Below are 20,269 nucleotides of genomic sequence, written 5' to 3' on the forward strand. Positions count from 1 at the left end.
TTCGTAACTCATTGTTTACCAAGGAGTTTTCCGTTTCGACTGCGCCGGAAGTGGGGCGAATTATAGACACCCGAGATCTGCCGTCAACAGCTATTTACGCCTTTTTGGCAGAAGTGCCCTTTTTAGCCACTAAACGCGGGATTCGACGAGCAAAAGGCGGTAGCCGCAGCACTAACAACAAGGCACCTATAGATGCATAGATAGCCCATTCCCTCAGATCAGCGCGCACAATCCAGAGCATATGCAGCAAACCAAGCCCGAGAACCCCATAAACCAGGCAATGCAGTTTCTTCCAACGAACCCCCAATCGTCGCTGACTGTATCGATTGGAGGTCACCGCCAACGCCAGCAGACACAGAAAGCCCAATGCTCCGACAATGATGTACGGACGCTTACGCAGCTCAACGCCAAGCTGCGACCAATCGAAACCAAGGATAAATGCCAGGTAGGCGCTCAAGTGCAGAACCACATAAGCGAAACACCACAATCCCAGTTGCCGCCGGACAGCCATCCACCCCGCCCAACCCGTGAGTTTTTGCAGAGGCGTCATGCTCAACGTAATGAGCAACAGAACAAGCGTGCCCAATCCCAACCGGTCAACCAATACCTTGCCCGGATCAGGCCCAAGCGCATCCCCCCAAGCCTGATACAACCAAAGCAATGGCCATATCATCGCCGCAAGGAATACTCCGATACGCCAAAACGGATAGCGCATCAGTAGTTCTTCCGCAGATCGAGCCCTGCATAGAGAGAAGCGACTTCATCCGCGTAACCGTTGAACATTTGCGTCTCGCGCACATTCGGCTTCAACAGCCCGCTTGGCAGTCGACGTTCGCGTGCCTGGGTCCAGCGCGGATGGTCAACCGTAGGGTTCACGTTCGCATAGAAACCGTACTCGTCCGAGGCAATGCTCTGCCAGGTGGTTTTAGGCTGCTCGCTGACCAAACTGATTCGCACGATCGACTTGATGCTTTTGAAGCCGTACTTCCAGGGCACCACCAGACGCAGTGGCGCCCCGTTCTGATTCGGTAGTTCACGCCCATACATGCCCACCGCAAGAATCGACAACGGGTTCATCGCCTCATCCAATCGCAGCCCTTCTATATAAGGCCAATCGATCAGGGCAAAACCGGAGCGTTGTCCCGGCATACTCTTGGGGTCCTGCAGGGTTTCGAACCGGATGAATTTGGCGCTGGATGTTGGCTCAACTTCCTTGAGCAAAGCCGAGAGAGGAAATCCGATCCATGGAATCACCATCGACCACGCCTCAACACAACGAAGTCGATAGATGCGCTCCTCCAATTGGTAAGGCTTCATGAAGTCTTCCAACGCATATCGCCCCGGTTTACCCACCTCACCATCCACAACAACGGTCCACGGCTGAGTCTTCAGCGCACGGGCGTTGGCAGCCGGGTCACCCTTATCCGTACCGAACTCATAGAAGTTGTTGTAGTGGGTTGCGTCCTTGAACGGCGTGATCGCCTCATCTTTGACGTTTACTGCCCCCCACTCAATTGAGGGAAACTTTTCGCTGAACCAGGAAGGCGCCTTTCCGGGCTCAACGCCCGCATAACGCTCCACATTGTCAGCCGCCGCCCACCGAGATAGACCACTGATCGCCAAACCGGCAACAGCAGCACCCAATACATGGCGTCGAGAAAGATAGAGGGATTCAGGCGTGACATCCGACTCATGACAGTCAGACGCTTTTGGGACTTTGATCAGCATGGCTACTCCGCAGCATTGGAGAACAGATGCACCAATAGACTGCGGAGTATGAGGGAAATTACATTACTCGACGCTTTTGCGCCGACGAAGATGCAACAGGTATTGCACCGGACCCGACGCTGCATAGGCGAGGAAAACCAGCAGCAGAATGCGCGGTGGATCGCTGAACACAACCGCGAACACCAACACTACGGCGAGAATCGCCACAAAAGGCACTCGCCCTTTCAGGTCAAGCTCTTTAAAGCTGTTGTACTTGATGTTGCTGACCATCAGCATGCCGGCCGCAGCCACCATCAGCGCAACCAGGAAAGACATCTTGGAGCCCTGGATGCCGTAATCGCTGAAGGCCCACACAATCCCCGCCACCACACCTGCGGCAGCCGGACTGGCCAGGCCGATGAAGTAGCGCTTATCGGCGGTACCGACCTGCGTGTTGAAACGCGCGAGACGCAACGCCGCGCCCGCCACATAGATGAACGCCACCATCCAGCCAACCTTGCCCATATCGCCAAGGGCCCAGCCGAATGCCAGCAATGCCGGCGCAACGCCGAAAGCGACCATGTCCGACAGGGAATCGTACTCGGCGCCGAAAGCACTTTGGGTATTGGTCATGCGAGCAACGCGACCATCGAGGCCATCGAGCACCATGGCAACGAAAATTGCGATAGCTGCAAAAGCGAAGTACTTGCTTGCGTTGACTGAGTCGCCAGCGCTCAAGGCCGCCTGTGCGCTCATCGAGTTGATGATGGAATAGAAGCCGGCGAACAGGTTCGCGGTGGTGAACAGGTTCGGCAAAAGATAGATACCACGATGCCGGACTTTACGACCTTCAGCGTCATGCCCTTCCTCGACATGTTCATCGACGGGTAGCAGGCTTTCGGCGTCAGGAGCCTGGTTTGGCTCTTCGGGGCGTTCGCTCATGGACATTACCTTGCAACGGGGTGGAAAGTTTGGACAGGTGCCTGGGACGACGATTCGACCGCAAACGATGCAGCTTTATACCAGAACCGGCCTCCCAAACGAAAAAACGCGGCCTAAGCCGCGTTTTTCGTGCAAGAGCGTGACTTAGTTTTTGGCTTTGTCGACGATCTTGTTGGCACCGATCCACGGCATCATGGAGCGCAGTTGCTCGCCGATGATTTCGATACCGTGAGCGGCGTTGTTACGACGTTTGGCGGTCATCGAAGGATAGCCGGTAGCGCCTTCGCTGATGAACATCTTGGCGTATTCGCCGTCCTGAATACGTTTCAGGGCGTTGCGCATGGCCTGACGGGACTCGGCGTTGATGACTTCCGGGCCGGTCACGTACTCGCCGTATTCGGCGTTGTTGGAGATCGAGTAGTTCATGTTGGCGATACCGCCTTCGTACATGAGGTCAACGATCAGCTTCAGTTCGTGCAAGCACTCGAAGTAGGCCATTTCCGGCGCGTAGCCAGCTTCAACCAGGGTTTCAAAACCGGCTTTAACCAGTTCAACGGTACCGCCGCACAGAACGGCTTGTTCGCCGAACAGGTCGGTTTCGGTCTCGTCCTTGAAGGTGGTTTCGATGATGCCGGTACGACCACCACCAACGCCTGCAGCGTAGGACAGTGCTACGTTTTTGGCGTTGCCCGAGGCGTCCTGGTAGATCGCGATCAGGTCAGGGATACCGCCGCCTTTCACGAACTCGGAACGTACGGTGTGGCCCGGAGCCTTCGGCGCGATCATGATCACGTCGAGGTCAGCGCGTGGCACAACCTGGTTGTAGTGGATCGCGAAACCGTGGGAGAAGGCCAGGGTGGCGCCTTTCTTGATGTTCGGCTCGATTTCGTTCTTGTACAGGGAGGACTGGAACTCGTCCGGGGTCAGGATCATGACCAGGTCGGCAGCAGCAACAGCAGAAGCAACGTCAGTTACTTTCAGGCCGTGGGCTTCAGCCTTGGCAACAGTGGCCGAACCTTTACGCAGACCAACAGTCACGTCAACGCCGGAGTCTTTCAGGTTGCACGCTTGAGCATGACCCTGGGAACCGTAACCGATGATGGCTACTTTCTTGCCCTGGATGATCGACAGGTCGCAGTCTTTTTCGTAATAAACTTTCATGAAATTCCCCTATATCAGGCCGTTCAGGCCATTCGCTAATTTGGTTTAGATGCTGAGTACTTTGTCGCCGCGGGCAATACCGGTGACGCCACTGCGGACGGTCTCCAGAATCGAAGCGGTGCCAATGGACTGAATGAAGCTGTCGAGCTTGTCGCTGGTACCGGTCAGTTGAACGGTATATACGCTGGCGCTGACATCGACGATCTGTCCACGATAAATATCGGTGGTGCGCTTGATCTCGGCGCGCTGGGCACCGGTGGCCTTGACCTTGACCAGCATCAGTTCGCGCTCGATGTGAGCACTCTCCGACAAGTCGACCAGTTTTACCACTTCGATCAGTTTGTTCAGGTTCTTGGTGATCTGCTCGATGACTTCATCGTGACCGACAGTGGTCAGCGTCAGACGCGACAGGGTCGGGTCTTCGGTTGGCGCCACGGTCAGGCTTTCGATGTTGTAGTTGCGCTGCGAGAACAGGCCAACCACACGAGACAGAGCGCCCGGTTCGTTTTCCAGAAGCAAGGAAATAATGTGCCGCATGATTAAGTACGCTCCGTCTTGCTCAGCCACATATCGCGCATGGAGCCGTCTTTGATCTGCATCGGGTAGACGTGCTCGCTGGTATCGACCGAAACATCGATCACAACCAGGCGATCCTTCATGGCGAACGCTTCTTCCATCTTCGACTTCAAATCTTTCGAATCGGTGATGCGCACGCCGACGTGACCATAGGCCTCTGCCAGCTTGACGAAATCAGGCAACGACTCCATGTAGGAGTGCGAATGACGGCTGCCGTAGCTCATGTCCTGCCACTGGCGAACCATACCCAGCACACCGTTGTTCAGGATGACGATTTTTACCGGCAAACCGTATTGCAAGCAGGTCGACAGTTCCTGGATGTTCATCTGGATACTGCCTTCACCGGTGACGCAAACGACGTCGGTATCCGGGAAGCTCAACTTGATGCCCATGGCGGCCGGAAAACCGAACCCCATGGTGCCCAGACCGCCGGAGTTGATCCAGCGGTTGGGCTTGTCAAACGTGTAGTACTGCGCAGCGAACATCTGGTGCTGGCCCACGTCCGAAGCCACAAAGGCGTCGCCCTTGGTCACTTCGCACAGGGTTTCGATCACGGTCTGCGGCTTGATGACGCTGCCGTCGCCCTTGTCGTAAGGGAACAAGCCACGATCACCGCGCCACTCATCAACTTGCTTCCACCAGCTGGCTACAGACTCCTTGTTCGGGGTCTCGCCGATTTCCTTGAGGATCGCAACCATTTCGGTCAGGACGCTCTCGACCGGACCAACGATAGGCACGTCGGCCTTGATGGTCTTGGAAATCGAAGCCGGGTCGATGTCGATGTGAATGATCTTGGCGTTCGGGCAAAACTTCGAAGCGCCGTTGATTACACGGTCATCGAAACGCGCACCGACGGCGAGGATCACGTCAGCATGGTGCATCGCCAGGTTGGCGGTGTAGCTGCCGTGCATGCCGAGCATGCCGATGAACTGACGGTCGGTGCCAGGGTAGGCACCCAAGCCCATCAGGGTGTTGGTTACTGGCAGGTTAAGCATTTTCGCCAGTTCGGTCAGCGGCGCGGAGCCACCACCGAGAATCACACCACCGCCTGCGTACATCACTGGACGCTTGGCTGCCAGGAGCATTTCTGCTGCCTTGCGGATTTGTCCGGAGTGACCGCGAACGGCCGGGCTGTAGGAGCGCAACTTGGCTTTTTTCGGGAAGACATATTCGAACTTCTCGGCCGGGTTGGTCATGTCTTTCGGAATATCGACAACGACCGGGCCAGGACGACCGGATTGCGCCAGGTAGAAAGCCTTCTTCATGACTTCCGGGATTTCCGACGCGTGCTTGATCATGAAGCTGTGCTTCACGATCGGCCGGGAGATACCGATCATGTCGGTTTCCTGGAACGCATCGGTGCCGACCATGGTGCTAGGCACCTGACCGGAAATGATCACCATTGGAATGGAGTCCATGTAGGCAGTGGCAATACCGGTAATGGCGTTTGTTGCGCCAGGACCGGAAGTCACCAGTACCACACCGGCTTTACCGGTGGCACGGGCGTAGCCGTCAGCCATATGGGTAGCCGCCTGCTCGTGACGAACCAGGATGTGGGTCACTTCCGGTTCTTTGAACAGGGCATCGTAAACATGAAGAAGAGCACCACCCGGGTACCCGTAGATATATTTGACGCCTTCGTCACGCAAGAAGCGGACGAGCATCTCACCGCCAGATAAAAGCTCCACGTTGCTCACCTCTAAAACGCCAGAATACCGCCCACGAAAAATGGGACGGGTCTTAATAGGTTTACTTCTCAGCAGAGCATGAGCGACGGTGGTCGCCGACTACGTCAGCACTGACTGAGCAAGTATTGGGATCGTCCCAAGTGTTGCGGGGCTTTCCCACCCAGCGCGAGGTAACGCGTTGCGGGTGTAACAGGTCGACGCGGATATGCGCCTCATGATCTGCTGAGAGGGTCTGCTTCTGGCAGTCCCTGTACAGCGGACTTTGGATTCTTCTGTTTCGTCCGTTGCAAGTCAAGTCGTCTATGCGCTTTATTCTGGTAAGCGCATGAGAACGCAAGAAAAAACCCATAAAACCGACGGGTGTTAGCTTCAATTGCGCAACTTTTGGTAAAGAATTGGCACGCGCACGCACTTCTTCATCGCCGACCGACTGGCCATTCCCCGTTTTACCGAGCGAACGACTTCAGCGGGAAGCAGTGATCAGTTGATCAAACTCTTTGAGCAGGACCTGCAGCTGCCGATCCTTGCCTTGCACATTGCGCCCGGCAAAGACCATTTCGGCCATTTCCTGAATTCCCGAAGCGTTTGGCAACGGTAAATCCTGTTCCAGGATCGCCTTCATGCGCGGCAGGAAGATCCATTGCAGCCACTGTTCGAAGTCCAGGGTATCGACCGAGAACGGCTCGACACTGGACAGTGCTTCAGCCGATGGCTCGACCTCATCCCACCAGCCTTGCACCCGCAGCTCACGCTCGATCAGTAGCAACTGATCGGCTATCTTCGGAAAACGCACATCCATCACGACGTAACCTTGGCTTTCTGACGGGCCAGCGCTGCGCCTGAAGGATCGCCCTGTTTCTCACGTGCCTGGGCGATCAATTCCCACAGACTGGCCTGAAGCGCCGGTCGTCCATTAGCGAAAGTCAGGCCACGGCGAGCGAACTGCTCGGCCTGCGCCGCGTCCCCCTGCGCCATGCGGACTTGCGCCAGACGATAGAGCACTTGTGGCTCGCGTGGCGCGACACGCTGGGCGCGCTCGAGGCTGGAAGACGCGCCATTGAGGTCACCGCTCGCCTGTTGTTGCTGAGCCGTGGTCAACAGGGCCAGCACCGGGCCATCCAGTTGTTCGTCTGCGGAAAGACCACCGGCACTGGCCGACGGGATTCCGCTAGGCGTCGACGGCATGCTGTAGCTGCCCTGATTGATCGGTGCAGATTGAACCGGCGACGTTTCAATCGGACCCGGCGTGATCGGGCCTGGGGTAATCGGTGTAGTGCTGATCGGCGTCGAGGTCGTCGCACCGCCACCCGGCACCATCACGACAACCCCGGTATCACCCTGCGGAATCGCTTGAGTCTGGGCTTGCACAGGACGTTTCACCGTCGTCTGGCGGTAGCCGCCGTTCGTCGAAATCCGCTCACTGTTGGACACCGTAGTACCGGAATCCACGACCGGGATCGAACCCCGTTGTACAGAGGAACAACCGCTGAGCAAAGCTACGGCGGCAACCGCTGGAATCAACCACTTGTTCACTTGAAACCCTCTTTGCTTAATTCATCCAGCCCTTGACCCAATCCATCACCGACTCAGCAGGGTTTTCACCACCGCAAGCGGCGCCGGGAGGCGGTTCGCTGCCGCGAATATACGGCATCTGCACGGCACCCGGGCAACCGGCGTCAGAACCTTGGCCGGTACGCGAATCGACCCACGCCTGGACAACATTGTCGGGCTGCGGCATGTCCAGGGGAAGTGGATCGGCCTTGCGCATGAAGCTGGTCCAGACCTGCAACGCGCCGGTGGCACCGGTGAACGGCGTTTTGCCGTTGTCATCGCGACCCAGCCAGACCACCGCCAGCAAGTCCTGGCTGAAGCCTGCGAACCAACTGTCCCGTGAATCGTTACTGGTACCGGTCTTGCCGGCCAGGGTCAGAGTCTTGGGCAATACGTTGTAAACCGAGCTGCCGGTGCCTTCACGCATGACGCGCTGCATGGCGCTCTGGATCAAGTAGATAGAAGCCGGATCGAAACGCTGCTGAATCTGGAACGGATAACGCTTGAGCGGCTCGCCTTCGGCGGTCAGCACGCTGCGAATCCCGCGCATTGGCGTGTTGAAGCCACCGTTGGCGAGGGTCTGGTACATGGTCGCCACTTCGATTGGCGTCATGCCGCCAGCACCGAGCAACATCGACGGGAAAGCCGGAAACTCGCGAGTCACCCCCAGTCGCCCTACCGTTTTCAGCACATTTGGCACACCCACGGCCAAACCAAGACGCGCTGTCGACAGGTTGTAGGAATGCGCTAGACCTTGATAAAGGAAAACCGTACCGTGGGATCGACGATCATAGTTCTGGGGTTTCCAGACCTGACCATCCGCCCCTTTGACCGAGAAGGATTCGTCTGACAGCCAACTGGTCAATGTGTACTGGCTCGGTTTCTCGAGCGCTGTCAGATAAACCGCAGGCTTGATCAACGAGCCGATCGGTCGCACAGCATCCAGCGCCCGGTTGAACCCGGCAAAGCTGGCCTGACGACTGCCGATCATGGCCTGCACTTCACCGGTTTCCGGATTGGTCACGACCATCGCCGCTTCAACCTCATCGGAACCTTTGCGCCCGGACAAGCGCTTGAAGGTATCGTCGACCGAAGCTTCAGCCTTCATCTGCAGGATCGGATCGAAACTGGTGAAGATGCGCAGGCCTTCTTCGGTCAAGTCTTCGTCGCGATAGTCTTCGCGCAACTGACGCTTGACCAGATCGAGGAAGCCCGGGAACGAGCTGTCCGCCAGGCTGCCGCGCTTGGTCACGCCCAGCGGCATTTTCTTCGCCGCTTCAACTTGCTCGGCCGTGGCTACGCCCTGCTCTTGCAGCACATCCAGCACCAGGTTGCGACGCTCAAGTGCGCGCTCGGGATAACGACGCGGATTGTAGGAAGACGGGCCTTTGACCATGCCGACCAACAACGCCACTTGATGCAACTTGAGTTCAGCCAATGGCTGACTGAAGAAGAACTGGCTGGCGAGACCGAAACCGTGCACCGCACGCTGCCCGTCCTGGCCGACAAACACTTCGTTGAGATAAGCCTCAAGGATTTCGGGTTTGTCGTAATGCAGTTCCAGCAGAAGCGCCATCATGGCTTCGGTGAGTTTTCGGCTGAGGCTGCGTTCGTTGGTCAGGTAGAAGTTTTTGACCAACTGTTGCGTCAGGGTACTACCGCCCTGGCGCATACGCCCCGCAGAACCGTTGACCCAGATCGCACGGGCAATCGACTTCGGCGAAACACCGAAGTGATGATAGAAATCGCGGTCCTCGACAGCGACCAGGGTCTCGAGCAGGAACGGCGGAACCTGATCGATCTTGATCAGAATCCGGTCTTCAAGGTTCTTCGGGTACAGGCCGCCGATCAACAGCGGTTCCAGACGCACAACCGACAGCTTCGAACCGTTGGTCGCCGACAATTCGGCCACGTAGTCCCCGGAGAAACGCACGCGAACCGGTTGCGCTTGCTCCATGCCTTCATAGAACTGGAAGCCACGGGTATTGAGGTCGACGGTGTTGCCATTGACCGCTGCCGCGCCCGGGCCATTGGCCACGCTTTCGCGGCGATAGCCCAGGGCATCGAGTTCGGTCAGGAAGTCCGTTTTGCTCAACTTCTGTCCGACGAAAAGTTCGAGCGGGCGCGCATAGACCTTCGCAGGAATGGTCCAGCGCTTGCCGGAGAACTTTTCCTGGACGATCGCGTCGAGGTAAACCGCAAAGCCGGCCAGCACCACAAGGCCGACCAGGCTGAGTTTAATGGCCCAGCTCAACCATGGGCGCATGCCCTTGGAAGGTGGTTTTTTAGGGGTACGGGAAGATCGGGTACGAGTCATGGCGGCGGATTATACGCACTTTATTCATCCTCAACAGACGCGCTCCGAGGTTTGCGTCGAGCGGACTTGCGGCCATAATGGACGCCTTGAATTTCCCAGACTCTGAAGGATCGCCTGTGAGCCAGTCCCTGATCGCTGCCCTGCAAAACCCTGCCCTCTACCCGCATCCGGTAGAGGGATTCCAGGTCATCGAAACTCATATCTCCTGGGTTCTGCTCACAGGCCCCTACGCCTATAAAGTGAAGAAACCGGTCAATTTCGGCTTTCTCGACTTCACCGGGCTTGAGGCTCGCGAACACTTCTGCAACGAAGAGCTGCGCCTGAACCAGCGCCTGACCGACGACTTGTACCTCGAGGTGCTTCCGGTCACCGGCAGCATCGAGGCACCGCAATTGGGCGGCGACGGCCCAGCCATCGAATACGCATTGAAGATGCGCCAGTTCGCGCAAAACGGGTTGCTCAGCACCCTGCAAGCCAACGGCGAACTGACCCCTGCCCATGTCGACGAAATGGCCGAACAAATCGCCCGCTTCCACCTCAGCGCACCAAAAGTCCCGAGCGAGCACGACGCCGGCACCCCGGACAGCGTGATGGCGCCGGTACGGCAGAACTTCGAACAGATCCGTCCGTTCCTCAGCGACAAAGCCGATCTGCTGCAACTCGACGCGCTGCAAGCCTGGGCCGAAAGCAGCTTCGAGCGCCTCAAGCCATTGTTTGCCCAGCGCAAGGCTGAAGGCTTCATCCGCGAATGCCACGGTGACATCCACCTCGGCAACGCCACCGTGATCGACGGCAAAGTCGTCATTTTCGACTGCATCGAATTCAACGAACCGTTTCGCTTCACTGACGTGTATGCCGACACCGGTTTCCTCGCAATGGACCTGGAGGACCGAGGCCTGAAGAGCCTGGCGCGTCGTTTCATCAGTCAGTATCTGGAACTGACCGGCGATTACCGTGGCCTCGAACTGCTGAACTTCTATAAAGCCTACCGCGCGCTGGTTCGCGCCAAAGTCGCCCTGTTCAGCATGCCGGCCGATGCCACTCCTGTGCAGCGCGCGACCACCCTGCGCCAGTACCGCAATTACGCCAACCTGGCGGAAAGCTACAGCACCATTCCTTCGCGCTTCATGGCCATTACCCACGGCGTTTCCGCTGTCGGCAAGAGCCATGTCGCCATGCGTCTGGTGGAAGCACTGGGGGCGATTCGCCTGCGTTCCGACGTTGAGCGCAAGCGCCTGTTCGGTGAGCAAACCGTCCAGAATGACGTGCAGGCCGGTATCTACAGTGCCGACGCCAGCGTTTCGACCTATGCCCGACTGCATGAAATCGCCGACGTCATCCTGCGTGCCGGTTTCCCGGTAGTGATCGACGCCACTTACCTCAAGCGTGACCAGCGCGACAGCGCCGCGAAAGTTGCCGAGGCCACAGGCGCACCGTTCCTGATCCTCGACTGCAATGCACCGCAAGCCGTGATCGAAAGCTGGCTGGCCATGCGCCAGGCAGACAAGAAAGACCCGTCCGATGCCACCCTCGCTGTTATTGAAGCCCAGCAAGCCAGCCGCGAAGCGCTGACACCGGCGGAAATCCTCTGCAGCAAACGCGTCCAGACCAATGAAAGCGGGACCCTCGATACGGTTGTTGAGCAAATTCGCCAGCGCCTGCCAGGACTGTAAGAAGTATTTCAGCCGTGGAGCCTCCACTGGCTTCACGGCTGTTAAGTAGTGGCACTATACTGGCGTCATAAAACCAACAGGTGATGCGACATGAGCCAGCCAAAACTCCTCGACACCCCGCTTTATGTTTTGCTGCACAAAGACGACATCAGGGGCTTCAACAGCGAACGCCCCACTGATGGCCCAATCGACATGGTCGGTGGCGACTTCCGCGGCCTCGACCTGCGAGAGCTCAACGCCGATGACGTGGACTTTCGCAACGCTTACTTCCGTTCCGCCGACTTGCGCGGCATCGATTTCAGCAAAGCCAACCTGGAAGGTGCGAGCCTGGGCCACGCGCAAATTTCCGGCGCCTACTTCCCCCCCGAGCTCAGTGCTGACGAGATCCTGATGTCGATGAATTTCGGTACACGGCTGCGTTACCGAACTCGCTGAGCAAGGCCGCAAACTGACAAGTCCAGCCCTCTCTTCGCGCTGGACGCTGAGTCTCTTTTGCCGGCAAAAGCCCATTGTTTCCTGCTGTTTTTCGCCGCATTCGCGGATTTTCAGCCCTCCAGCCCATTCTGCCCCTTAGAAGCATTTGCGTCGAAAACGACCAAACAATCACGCTTTTCCTACTGATGGCTACACTCCTCAAATGCTTGCCCACGATCTGCATTCGGCCATCGCAAGGAGGCTTGATGAATGATGAACTGCAACACCTGAAGAACCTTGGCAAGACGTCGGCACAGTGGCTGCACGCCGTTGGCATCCACAGTGCCTCGGACTTGCGTCGCCTGGGGGCGGTGGACGCTTATCGGGCCGTGCGTACGCGCGGATTTCGGGCGTCCAAGGTGTTGCTGTATGCAATAGAAGGCGCCCTGATGGACGTGCACTGGAATGACATTCCTGCCGAACGCAAAGAGGCCCTGAATAAACAGCTGGAAGCCATCTCGTCGCGTCACAAGAATTGAGCGAGGAGCGCTGGCTTACAGATCAAGCAAATCAATTCACTGAAAACGACAGATCAAAATCCAATGATTTCATAGACTTGCCGAAAGTCTGCGACATGGAGCAGGCAAATAGGAAATCAGCTGTTGACTTGGTAATGAGAATCGATATGATTATCACAACTGGTCGCGAGACTGGTCGATATTCTGCAAAGCCCTTGGTTCGGACTCTCAGATTATCTCCTCATCAGGCTAATCACGGTTATTTGACCCGGCTCTTGCCGGGTCTTTTTTTGTCTGCACAAAAGTGCCGGAGATCGTGAACCCGTCCTTGGATAATTGTTAGTATTCGAACAATCAGCCGCGACATATTCGGCGCGTTGCGGAACAGAGGATTGAGATGAAGTTGCTTTGCGCGGGTGCCGAGTTGATCAATGACAGCAGTCGAGGTTTCGAACTCGAGGGAGAGAAGCTGTTTGCCGTGCGCCGGGGCGGGCAGGTTTATGTCTACTTTAATCGTTGCCCGCACCGTGGCGTCTCACTCGAGTGGCACCCCGATCAGTTTCTCGACAACAGCCAAAGCCTGATCCAGTGCGCGACCCACGGCGCACTGTTCTTGATCGAGGATGGCGAATGCATTGCCGGTCCGTGCGAGGGACGATCGCTGAAGAACATCCCCTGCCGCGAGGACGAACAGGGAATCTGGGTCAGCCTTTAATCGCCGAGTAACACGTCCAGGCGTCGATCAACGACCATTTCCTCATGACTCAAGCGCACGCCATAAGCCAACACTTCCACGCCGCAAGCCACCGCCTCGCGCAGTGCAGCGGCATACGCTGAATCGATCTCGACGGCAGGCCGCACCGACTCGATGCCAGTCAGGCACACACAATACAACTGCACTGCACGAATGCTGTCCCGGGCTAAATGGGCCAACTCCCGCAGGTGCTTGGCCCCGCGCAGGGTCACCGCATCGGGAAACGCCGCCACCGCCGTCCCGTCGAAGCCCAGCGTTACGCTTTTGACTTCGACATAGGCCGGCCCTTCGGGATAGTCGAGGCGAAAATCGATGCGGCTGTTTTCCTGACCGTATGCGACTTCACGCTTTAACCCGGTAAAGCCATTGAGCTCGCCGATCACGCCTGCCCGCAGCGCTTCTTCGATCAATCCATTGGCCCGCGCGGTGTTCACACAGAACAACCGCCCTTGCGGGGTTTCGCCGACTTCCCAGGTGCCAGGCAGTTTGCGCTTGGGATCGTTGGAACGACTGAACCAGACCTGCCCGCCCTCGACCTGGCAATTGAGCATCGATCCGGTGTTCGGACAGTGAATGGTCAGCAACTCGCCGCTAACGGTTTCGATATCAGCGAGAAAACGCTTGTATCGACGAATCAGTCGACCTTCTTCCAGTGGAGGATGAAAACGCATCAGCCTTGCCAGCTCCGCAAGCCGCGAGCGATACGCTCGACCGCCTCCTGCAGGCGCTGAAGATTTTGCGTGTAGGCAAAACGCACATGATGACCGGCCTGATACCGCCCGAAATCCAGTCCAGGAGTAAACGCCACATGTTCGGTTTCGAGAAAATGCTTACAGAACGCGAAGGCATCGCCGCCGAATTTGCTGATATCGGCGTACAAATAGAACGCCCCTTCCGGCTCTACCGCAATGCCAAAACCCAACTCGCGCAAAGCGGGAAGCAAGAAATCCCGACGTCGACCGAACTCTGCGCGGCGCTCTTCGAGGATGCTGATTGTTGCCGGCTCGAAACAGGCCAGCGCAGCATACTGAGCCATGCTCGGCGCACTTATGTAGAGGTTCTGCGCGAGTTTTTCCAATTCACCAACCGCGACATCGGGCGCCACCAGCCAACCCAGACGCCAACCGGTCATTCCGAAATACTTCGAAAAACTGTTCAGCACAAAGGCGTCATTGTCGACTTCCAGTACGCTGGCAGCATCGGTGCCGTAAGTCAGCCCATGATAGATCTCGTCCACGACCAGATGGCCGTGGCGTTCCTTGATCGAACGAGACAGCCCGGCCAACTCATCCCGGGTCAGGATCGTCCCTGTCGGGTTAGCCGGAGACGCCACCAGCGCGCCAACGCTGTCGTGATCCCAGTAACGCTGGACCAGGTCCGGCGTCAGTTGATAGCGCACGTCGGGACCTACCGGAACCAACTGTGCGGCGCCCTCAACCAGTCGCAGGAAATGTCGGTTGCACGGGTAACCGGGGTCCGCCAACAACCAGTGTTTGCCCGGATCCACCAGCAAAGCACTGGCCAGCAACAACGCACCAGAGCCACCGGGCGTGATGAGGATGCGTCGTGAATCGATGCTCAAGCCATAGCGCTGCTGATAAAAGCCTGAAATCGCCTCACGCAACTCGGGAATGCCACGGGCAGCGGTGTAGCGGGTGCGGCCCGATGCCAGCGCAGCCTGGCCGGCCTGAATGATCGGTTCGGCTGTGGTGAAGTCCGGCTCGCCGATTTCCAGATGGATCACATCGTGGCCGGCCGCCTGCAATTCATTGGCCCGCGCCAGCAGCGCCATCACATGGAAAGGTTCGATCGCACGACTGCGGGCACTGTAGGACTGAGCCATGGGCCTTCCTTCAACAGGGAAAAAAATCGATTCTACCCAAGCGCAGGAACGAGCGAGAGCCTAAAGCGGTCAGAGGCCTTATGACCCCGGCCGCAAACGACTCAAACGCGCGCCCCAGGTTTGACTAAAATCAATAATTGAGCAGCGTTCCAGAGCCACCAGACAGCGCTTTATCAGCATTTGAAAGCGCAACGGGCCGCAGCCTCGACATCCGGGAGTAGCGCGGTCTGATTTGATCTGGTAAGTTCGCCCGCTTGCAGCCGCAGGGCCGGCAGGTGTCGGTGATGGAGCAATCCTGCGCAGATGGATTACAAGAGTAGAGGCGGTCTATTTCATGTCCACCCAAGCAAAGCAGCAAAATCAGTCGATCAGCGGCTTCGAACCCTACAAAGAAGTGAAGGGCGAGGAATACATGGGCAAGCCCATGCGCGCGCACTTCACCAAAGTCCTGAACAAGTGGAAACAGGACTTGATGCAGGAAGTCGACCGTACGGTTGATCACATGAAGGACGAAGCAGCCAACTTCCCGGACCCGGCAGACCGTGCCAGCCAGGAAGAAGAGTTCGCCCTCGAACTGCGAGCCCGCGATCGTGAGCGCAAGTTGATCAAAAAGATCGACAAAACGCTGCAATTGATCGAGGACGAAGAGTACGGCTGGTGCGAATCCTGCGGCGTCGAAATTGGCGTCAAGCGCCTGGAAGCCCGCCCTACTGCCGACATGTGTGTCGACTGCAAGACCCTGGCGGAAATCAAGGAAAAGCAAGTCGGCAAATAATTGCGGCTTGAACGAAAAACGGAGCGTGCGAACGCTCCGTTTTTGTTTCTGATATTTGCTGATGCCCGTTGCGATTAAAATCGCCATCACTGTAGGAGCGAGCTTGCTCCGGGCGGCGTTCCGACGATGAACCTGAGATCGCCGAGTAGCAACAGGCTCCCAGCGTTATCGTTGACGACCTTCGCGAGCAAGCTCGTTCCTACAGGAATCTGACGACCGCCTGGAAAAGTAACGTTGCCTTCATGACCGCCATCACCAGACCTGACTACATCGGACGTTTCGCGCCCACACCCAGTGGCCATCTGCACTTCGGCTCACTGGTCGCCGCGCTGGCGTCCTACCTCGATGCCCGCTCGGTAGGCGGGCGCTGGCTGATGCGCATGGAAGATCTCGATCCGCCCCGTGAGGAACCCGGCGCGCAAGTGGCGATTCTCAAGGCGCTGGAGAGTTACGGGTTTGAATGGGATGGCGAGCTGATTCGCCAAAGCGACCGTCACGATGCCTACGCCCAAGTGCTCAATCGCCTGTTCAATCATGGTCTGGCCTACGCCTGCACCTGTTCGCGCAAGCAGCTGGAGCCTTATCACGGGATTTATCCAGGGCTATGCCGCAACGCCGGTCACGGCACGGAAGACGCCGCCATACGCTTGCGCGTCCCGGAGCTCGAGTATCACTTCGCCGATCGAGTACAAGGTGAATACCGCCAGCATCTGGGCCGCGATGTCGGCGATTTTGTGATTCGCCGCCGCGACGGGCTCTACGCCTATCAACTGGCTGTAGTGCTTGACGATGCCTGGCAAGGCATCACCGACATTGTCCGTGGCGCCGACCTGCTCGACTCCACGCCGCGCCAGCTCTACCTGCAAGAACTGCTTGGCCTGCCGCAACCGCGCTATTTGCACATTCCGCTGATTACCCAGCCCGATGGCAACAAACTCGGCAAGTCTTATCGTTCGCCGCCGCTGACCGAAGATCAGGCAATACCTTTATTGCTGCGGGCCCTTCGCGCATTGGGGCAGAATCCGGGCAACGAACTGATTTTCGCCACGCCACGCGAGGTGCTCGACTGGGGCATCGCCCACTGGGATGCATCACTGATCCCGCGCACACTGAGCCTGCCCGAGGCTCAACTGCTGTGATCGCACTTGCAGTGGCGCGCCCATCCGTTACCATCGCCGCACGTTTTCGGGCACGCGCATAAAAAAGAGAGGCCGGGATGTACATTTATCGCTTGGTCCTGCTTTTGGTAGTGGGGATTTACCTGTTTTCCCCGGCCATCATGGATTGGTGGATCGACGCCACTGGCGCCTGGTATCGCCCTTATCTGCTCTGGCTGATTCTGATCGTCGTGACCTTCATCCTGCAGAGCCAAAAAGATGCCGATGAGCTTTAGCCTGACCCAGATGATCCTGATCAGTGCCGCCTACCTGGCGGTGCTGTTCGGCGTGGCCTGGATCAGCGAACGGGGCATGATCCCCCGGGCGATCATTCGCCACCCGCTGACTTACACCCTGTCGCTGGGGGTCTACGCCAGTGCCTGGGCGTTTTACGGCACGGTGGGCCTGGCCTATCAGTATGGCTACGGTTTCCTGTCCAGCTACCTCGGGGTGTCCGGGGCATTTCTGCTGGCGCCGGTGTTGCTGTACCCCATCCTGAAAATCACCCGCACTTATCAGTTGTCCTCTCTGGCGGACCTGTTTGCCTTCCGCTTTCGCAGCACCTGGGCCGGTGCGCTGACCACGATTTTCATGCTGGTCGGCGTATTGCCGCTGTTGGCGTTGCAGATCCAGGCGGTGGCCGACTCCATCGGCATCCTCACCCGCGAGCCCGTGCAGCACCGCGTGGCGCTGAGCTTCTGTGCGCTGATCACGCTGTTCACGATTTTCTTCGGCTCCCGGCACATCGCCACCCGCGAGAAACACGAAGGACTGGTGTTCGCGATTGCCTTCGAATCGGTGATCAAGCTGATCGCCCTTGGTGGCATTGGGCTCTACGCGCTGTACGGCGTATTCGACGGGCCTCAACAGCTTGAGCTGTGGCTGCTGCAAAACCAGACCGCCCTCGCCGCCCTGCACACGCCTTTGCAGGAAGGCCCATGGCGCACATTGCTGCTGGTGTTCTTCGCCTCGGCGATTGTGATGCCGCACATGTATCACATGACGTTCACCGAAAACCTCAATCCGCGCTCGCTGGTCAGCGCAAGTTGGGGTCTGCCGCTGTTCCTGCTGCTGATGAGCCTGGCAGTGCCGCTGATTCTCTGGGCGGGACTGAAACTCGGCGCCACCACCAACCCGGAATACTTCACGCTGGGCATCGGCATCGCCGCCAACAGCAAGGCCCTGGCATTGCTGGCTTATGTCGGTGGTCTGTCCGCCGCCAGCGGCCTGATCATCGTCACCACACTGGCACTGTCGGGGATGGCGCTGAACCACCTGGTATTGCCGCTCTATCAACCGCCCGCCGAAGGCAATATCTACCGCTGGCTGAAGTGGACCCGCCGGGCATTGATCGTCGCGATCATCATGGCCGGTTACGGTTTCTACCTGATGCTGGGTGCGGAACAAGACCTGGCCAACCTCGGCATCGTCGCGTTCGTTGCGACGTTGCAGTTCCTGCCCGGCGTGCTGTCAGTCCTGTACTGGCCGACCGCCAACCGTCGCGGCTTCATCGCCGGTTTGCTGGCGGGAATCCTGGTGTGGCTGGTCACCATGCTGCTACCGCTGGTCGGCAACCTGCAGGGTTTCTATATACCGCTGCTGAACATGATTTACGTGCTGGATGACACCAGTTGGCACATGGCGGCGATTGCTTCCCTGGCCGCCAACGTATTGATGTTCACCCTGATTTCGCTGTTCACCAATGCCAGCACCGAAGAGGCCAGCGCTGCCGAAGCCTGTGCCGTGGACAACGTGCACCGGCCGCAGCGACGTGAATTGCATGCGGCCTCCCCACAGGAATTCGCGACGCAATTGGCCAAACCCTTGGGCGCCAAAGCCGCGCAGAAGGAAGTCGAGCAGGCGCTGCGCGATCTTTATCTGCCCTTCGACGAACGCCGACCGTATGCATTGCGCCGCTTGCGCGACCGCATCGAAGCCAACCTCTCCGGCCTGATGGGACCGAGCGTTGCCCAGGACATGGTCGAGACCTTCCTGCCTTACAAGGCCGGTGGCGAAAACTATGTCACCGAAGACATCCACTTTATCGAAAGCCGCCTCGAGGACTACCACTCGCGCCTGACCGGCCTGGCCGCCGAACTCGATGCCCTGCGCCGTTATCACCGTCAGACCTTGCAGGAACTGCCGATGGGCGTCTGCTCGCTGGCCAAGGACCAGGAAATCCTGATGTGGAACAAAGCCATGGAAGAGCTGACGGGGATCGCCGCGCAACGCGTGGTCGGATCGCGCCTGAGCACCATCGCCGATCCGTGGAAGGAATTGCTGCTGGGCTTCATCAACCTGCCGGACGAACACCTGCACAAACAACACCTGACACTCGACGGCCAGACTCGTTGGCTGAACCTGCACAAAGCGGCCATCGACGAACCGCTCGCGCCGGGTAACAGCGGCCTGGTGTTGTTGGTGGAAGACCTGACCGAAACCCAGATGCTCGAAGACAAGCTGGTGCACTCCGAGCGCCTGGCCAGCATTGGCCGACTGGCGGCCGGCGTAGCCCATGAAATCGGCAACCCGATCACCGGCATCGCCTGCCTGGCGCAGAACCTGCGCGAAGAGCGCGAGGATGATGGCGAGCTGAAAGAAATCAGCGGGCAGATCCTTGAGCAGACCAAACGCGTGTCGCGCATCGTTCAATCGCTGATGAGCTTCGCCCATGCCGGCAGCCATCAACACAGCGACGAGCCCGTCTGTCTGGCCGAAGTGGCCCAGGATGCCATCGGCTTGCTGGCCCTGAACCGGCGCAATTTTGAAGTGCAGTTCTATAACCTGTGCGATCCGGATCACTGGGTCGAAGGCGACCCGCAGCGGCTGGCACAGGTATTGATCAATCTGCTCTCAAACGCCCGCGACGCTTCGCCTCCCGGCAGCGCGGTGCGAGTCAAAAGCGAAGCCGGCGAACACACGGTCGATCTGATCGTGGAAGACGAAGGCAGTGGTATTCCGTCGAGCATCATGGACCGATTGTTCGAACCCTTCTTCACTACCAAGGATCCTGGCGAAGGCACCGGTCTGGGCCTTGCACTGGTCTATTCCATCGTTGAAGAGCATTATGGACAAATCACCATCGACAGCCCGGCTGATGTACACAGCCAACGCGGCACCCGTATCCGGGTGACTTTACCGCGTCATGTCGAAGCGACGTCCGCTGTGAACTGAGACCGTCGAGAGTATCGAA

At 58.0% G+C, this 20,269-nt stretch carries 19 protein-coding genes; 8 read left to right on the forward strand and 11 right to left on the reverse strand.

Annotated features, from left to right (window positions below):
- Window positions 1-94: 94 nt before the first annotated feature.
- The 9 genes from msrQ to mrcB form a co-directional block, all read right to left on the reverse strand.
- Window positions 95-715, reverse strand: a complete 621-nt coding sequence (gene msrQ, locus QYH43_RS21685; RefSeq protein WP_095061406.1) for a protein-methionine-sulfoxide reductase heme-binding subunit MsrQ — start codon at window positions 713-715, stop codon at window positions 95-97.
- A complete protein-coding gene (msrP, locus tag QYH43_RS21690) occupies window positions 715-1,728 on the reverse strand; it encodes a protein-methionine-sulfoxide reductase catalytic subunit MsrP (RefSeq protein WP_095061404.1) in 1,014 nt (337 codons plus the stop codon). The genes msrQ and msrP overlap by 1 nt, the downstream gene beginning before the upstream one ends.
- A 63-nt stretch (window positions 1,729-1,791) precedes the next feature.
- Window positions 1,792-2,649: a CDP-diacylglycerol--serine O-phosphatidyltransferase gene (pssA, locus tag QYH43_RS21695; RefSeq protein WP_095061402.1), complete on the reverse strand. Its 858-nt coding sequence runs from the start codon at window positions 2,647-2,649 to the stop codon at window positions 1,792-1,794.
- 144 nt (window positions 2,650-2,793) lie between these two features.
- Window positions 2,794-3,810, reverse strand: coding sequence for a ketol-acid reductoisomerase (ilvC, locus tag QYH43_RS21700; RefSeq protein WP_053123857.1), 1,017 nt, complete (start codon window positions 3,808-3,810; stop codon window positions 2,794-2,796).
- A 45-nt stretch (window positions 3,811-3,855) separates the two neighbouring features.
- Window positions 3,856-4,347 carry an acetolactate synthase small subunit gene (gene ilvN, locus QYH43_RS21705; protein WP_003176102.1) on the reverse strand — a complete coding sequence of 164 codons (492 nt, stop codon included), beginning with the start codon at window positions 4,345-4,347 and terminating at the stop codon, window positions 3,856-3,858.
- A gap of 2 nt (window positions 4,348-4,349) precedes the next feature.
- Entirely contained in the window at window positions 4,350-6,074 is a 1,725-nt protein-coding gene (locus QYH43_RS21710; protein ID WP_095061408.1) for an acetolactate synthase 3 large subunit, read from the reverse strand.
- A gap of 463 nt (window positions 6,075-6,537) precedes the next feature.
- Window positions 6,538-6,873, reverse strand: a complete 336-nt coding sequence (locus QYH43_RS21715) for a YqcC family protein (protein ID WP_095061400.1) — start codon at window positions 6,871-6,873, stop codon at window positions 6,538-6,540.
- Window positions 6,873-7,607, reverse strand: a complete 735-nt coding sequence (locus QYH43_RS21720; protein ID WP_095061398.1) for a tetratricopeptide repeat protein — start codon at window positions 7,605-7,607, stop codon at window positions 6,873-6,875. The genes QYH43_RS21715 and QYH43_RS21720 overlap by 1 nt, the downstream gene beginning before the upstream one ends.
- A gap of 16 nt (window positions 7,608-7,623) precedes the next feature.
- Window positions 7,624-9,942: a penicillin-binding protein 1B gene (mrcB, locus tag QYH43_RS21725; protein WP_095152633.1), complete on the reverse strand. Its 2,319-nt coding sequence runs from the start codon at window positions 9,940-9,942 to the stop codon at window positions 7,624-7,626.
- Window positions 9,943-10,058: 116 nt separating this feature from the next.
- On the opposite strand from mrcB, the gene QYH43_RS21730 reads away from it, so the two are divergent.
- The 4 genes from QYH43_RS21730 (at window position 10,059) to QYH43_RS21745 (ending at window position 13,262) form a co-directional block, all read left to right on the forward strand.
- Window positions 10,059-11,615 (forward strand): bifunctional aminoglycoside phosphotransferase/ATP-binding protein, encoded by a 1,557-nt coding sequence (locus QYH43_RS21730; protein ID WP_301158063.1) that lies wholly within the window; start codon window positions 10,059-10,061, stop codon window positions 11,613-11,615.
- Between the two features lie 90 nt (window positions 11,616-11,705).
- Window positions 11,706-12,050: a pentapeptide repeat-containing protein gene (locus tag QYH43_RS21735; RefSeq protein ID WP_301158064.1), complete on the forward strand. Its 345-nt coding sequence runs from the start codon at window positions 11,706-11,708 to the stop codon at window positions 12,048-12,050.
- Window positions 12,051-12,295: 245 nt separating this feature from the next.
- A complete protein-coding gene (locus QYH43_RS21740) occupies window positions 12,296-12,568 on the forward strand; it encodes a TfoX/Sxy family protein (protein WP_007971093.1) in 273 nt (90 codons plus the stop codon).
- A 376-nt stretch (window positions 12,569-12,944) separates the two neighbouring features.
- Window positions 12,945-13,262, forward strand: coding sequence for a Rieske (2Fe-2S) protein (locus QYH43_RS21745; protein WP_095061390.1), 318 nt, complete (start codon window positions 12,945-12,947; stop codon window positions 13,260-13,262).
- Here QYH43_RS21745 and sfsA read toward each other — a convergent pair.
- Window positions 13,259-13,972 carry a DNA/RNA nuclease SfsA gene (gene sfsA, locus QYH43_RS21750; RefSeq protein WP_301158065.1) on the reverse strand — a complete coding sequence of 238 codons (714 nt, stop codon included), beginning with the start codon at window positions 13,970-13,972 and terminating at the stop codon, window positions 13,259-13,261. The genes QYH43_RS21745 and sfsA overlap by 4 nt on opposite strands.
- A complete protein-coding gene (locus tag QYH43_RS21755) occupies window positions 13,972-15,144 on the reverse strand; it encodes a pyridoxal phosphate-dependent aminotransferase (protein ID WP_301158066.1) in 1,173 nt (390 codons plus the stop codon). The genes sfsA and QYH43_RS21755 overlap by 1 nt, the downstream gene beginning before the upstream one ends.
- A gap of 334 nt (window positions 15,145-15,478) precedes the next feature.
- On the opposite strand from QYH43_RS21755, the gene dksA reads away from it, so the two are divergent.
- The 4 genes from dksA to QYH43_RS21775 all read left to right on the forward strand — a co-directional run bounded on the left by dksA (window position 15,479) and on the right by QYH43_RS21775 (window position 20,250).
- On the forward strand, window positions 15,479-15,919 hold the full coding sequence (dksA, locus tag QYH43_RS21760) for an RNA polymerase-binding protein DksA (protein ID WP_053162448.1): 441 nt from the start codon (window positions 15,479-15,481) through the stop codon (window positions 15,917-15,919).
- 242 nt (window positions 15,920-16,161) lie between these two features.
- On the forward strand, window positions 16,162-17,058 hold the full coding sequence (gluQRS, locus tag QYH43_RS21765) for a tRNA glutamyl-Q(34) synthetase GluQRS (RefSeq protein WP_301158067.1): 897 nt from the start codon (window positions 16,162-16,164) through the stop codon (window positions 17,056-17,058).
- A 77-nt stretch (window positions 17,059-17,135) separates the two neighbouring features.
- Window positions 17,136-17,312: a hypothetical protein gene (locus QYH43_RS21770; protein ID WP_003176118.1), complete on the forward strand. Its 177-nt coding sequence runs from the start codon at window positions 17,136-17,138 to the stop codon at window positions 17,310-17,312.
- Window positions 17,296-20,250: a sensor histidine kinase gene (locus QYH43_RS21775; RefSeq protein WP_177408858.1), complete on the forward strand. Its 2,955-nt coding sequence runs from the start codon at window positions 17,296-17,298 to the stop codon at window positions 20,248-20,250. The genes QYH43_RS21770 and QYH43_RS21775 overlap by 17 nt, the downstream gene beginning before the upstream one ends.
- Window positions 20,251-20,269 lie beyond the last annotated feature (19 nt).

Origin of the sequence: Pseudomonas sp. C32 (assembly GCF_030417915.1) — a bacterium.
In the GTDB taxonomy this organism is placed as follows: Bacteria; Pseudomonadota; Gammaproteobacteria; order Pseudomonadales; family Pseudomonadaceae; genus Aquipseudomonas.

Bases quoted from the DNA above. Each gene is read 5' to 3' on its own strand.
- msrQ (WP_095061406.1), bottom strand. From the start codon at position 715: ATGCGCTATCCGTTTTGGCGTATCGGAGTATTCCTTGCGGCGATGATA.
- msrP (WP_095061404.1), bottom strand. From the start codon at position 1,728: ATGCTGATCAAAGTCCCAAAAGCGTCTGACTGTCATGAGTCGGATGTC.
- pssA (WP_095061402.1), bottom strand. From the start codon at position 2,649: ATGAGCGAACGCCCCGAAGAGCCAAACCAGGCTCCTGACGCCGAAAGC.
- ilvC (WP_053123857.1), bottom strand. From the start codon at position 3,810: ATGAAAGTTTATTACGAAAAAGACTGCGACCTGTCGATCATCCAGGGC.
- ilvN (WP_003176102.1), bottom strand. From the start codon at position 4,347: ATGCGGCACATTATTTCCTTGCTTCTGGAAAACGAACCGGGCGCTCTG.
- QYH43_RS21715 (WP_095061400.1), bottom strand. From the start codon at position 6,873: ATGGATGTGCGTTTTCCGAAGATAGCCGATCAGTTGCTACTGATCGAG.
- mrcB (WP_095152633.1), bottom strand. From the start codon at position 9,942: ATGACTCGTACCCGATCTTCCCGTACCCCTAAAAAACCACCTTCCAAG.
- QYH43_RS21735 (WP_301158064.1), top strand. From the start codon at position 11,706: ATGAGCCAGCCAAAACTCCTCGACACCCCGCTTTATGTTTTGCTGCAC.
- QYH43_RS21740 (WP_007971093.1), top strand. From the start codon at position 12,296: ATGAATGATGAACTGCAACACCTGAAGAACCTTGGCAAGACGTCGGCA.
- QYH43_RS21745 (WP_095061390.1), top strand. From the start codon at position 12,945: ATGAAGTTGCTTTGCGCGGGTGCCGAGTTGATCAATGACAGCAGTCGA.
- sfsA (WP_301158065.1), bottom strand. From the start codon at position 13,972: ATGCGTTTTCATCCTCCACTGGAAGAAGGTCGACTGATTCGTCGATAC.
- QYH43_RS21755 (WP_301158066.1), bottom strand. From the start codon at position 15,144: ATGGCTCAGTCCTACAGTGCCCGCAGTCGTGCGATCGAACCTTTCCAT.
- dksA (WP_053162448.1), top strand. From the start codon at position 15,479: ATGTCCACCCAAGCAAAGCAGCAAAATCAGTCGATCAGCGGCTTCGAA.
- gluQRS (WP_301158067.1), top strand. From the start codon at position 16,162: ATGACCGCCATCACCAGACCTGACTACATCGGACGTTTCGCGCCCACA.
- QYH43_RS21770 (WP_003176118.1), top strand. From the start codon at position 17,136: ATGTACATTTATCGCTTGGTCCTGCTTTTGGTAGTGGGGATTTACCTG.
- QYH43_RS21775 (WP_177408858.1), top strand. From the start codon at position 17,296: ATGCCGATGAGCTTTAGCCTGACCCAGATGATCCTGATCAGTGCCGCC.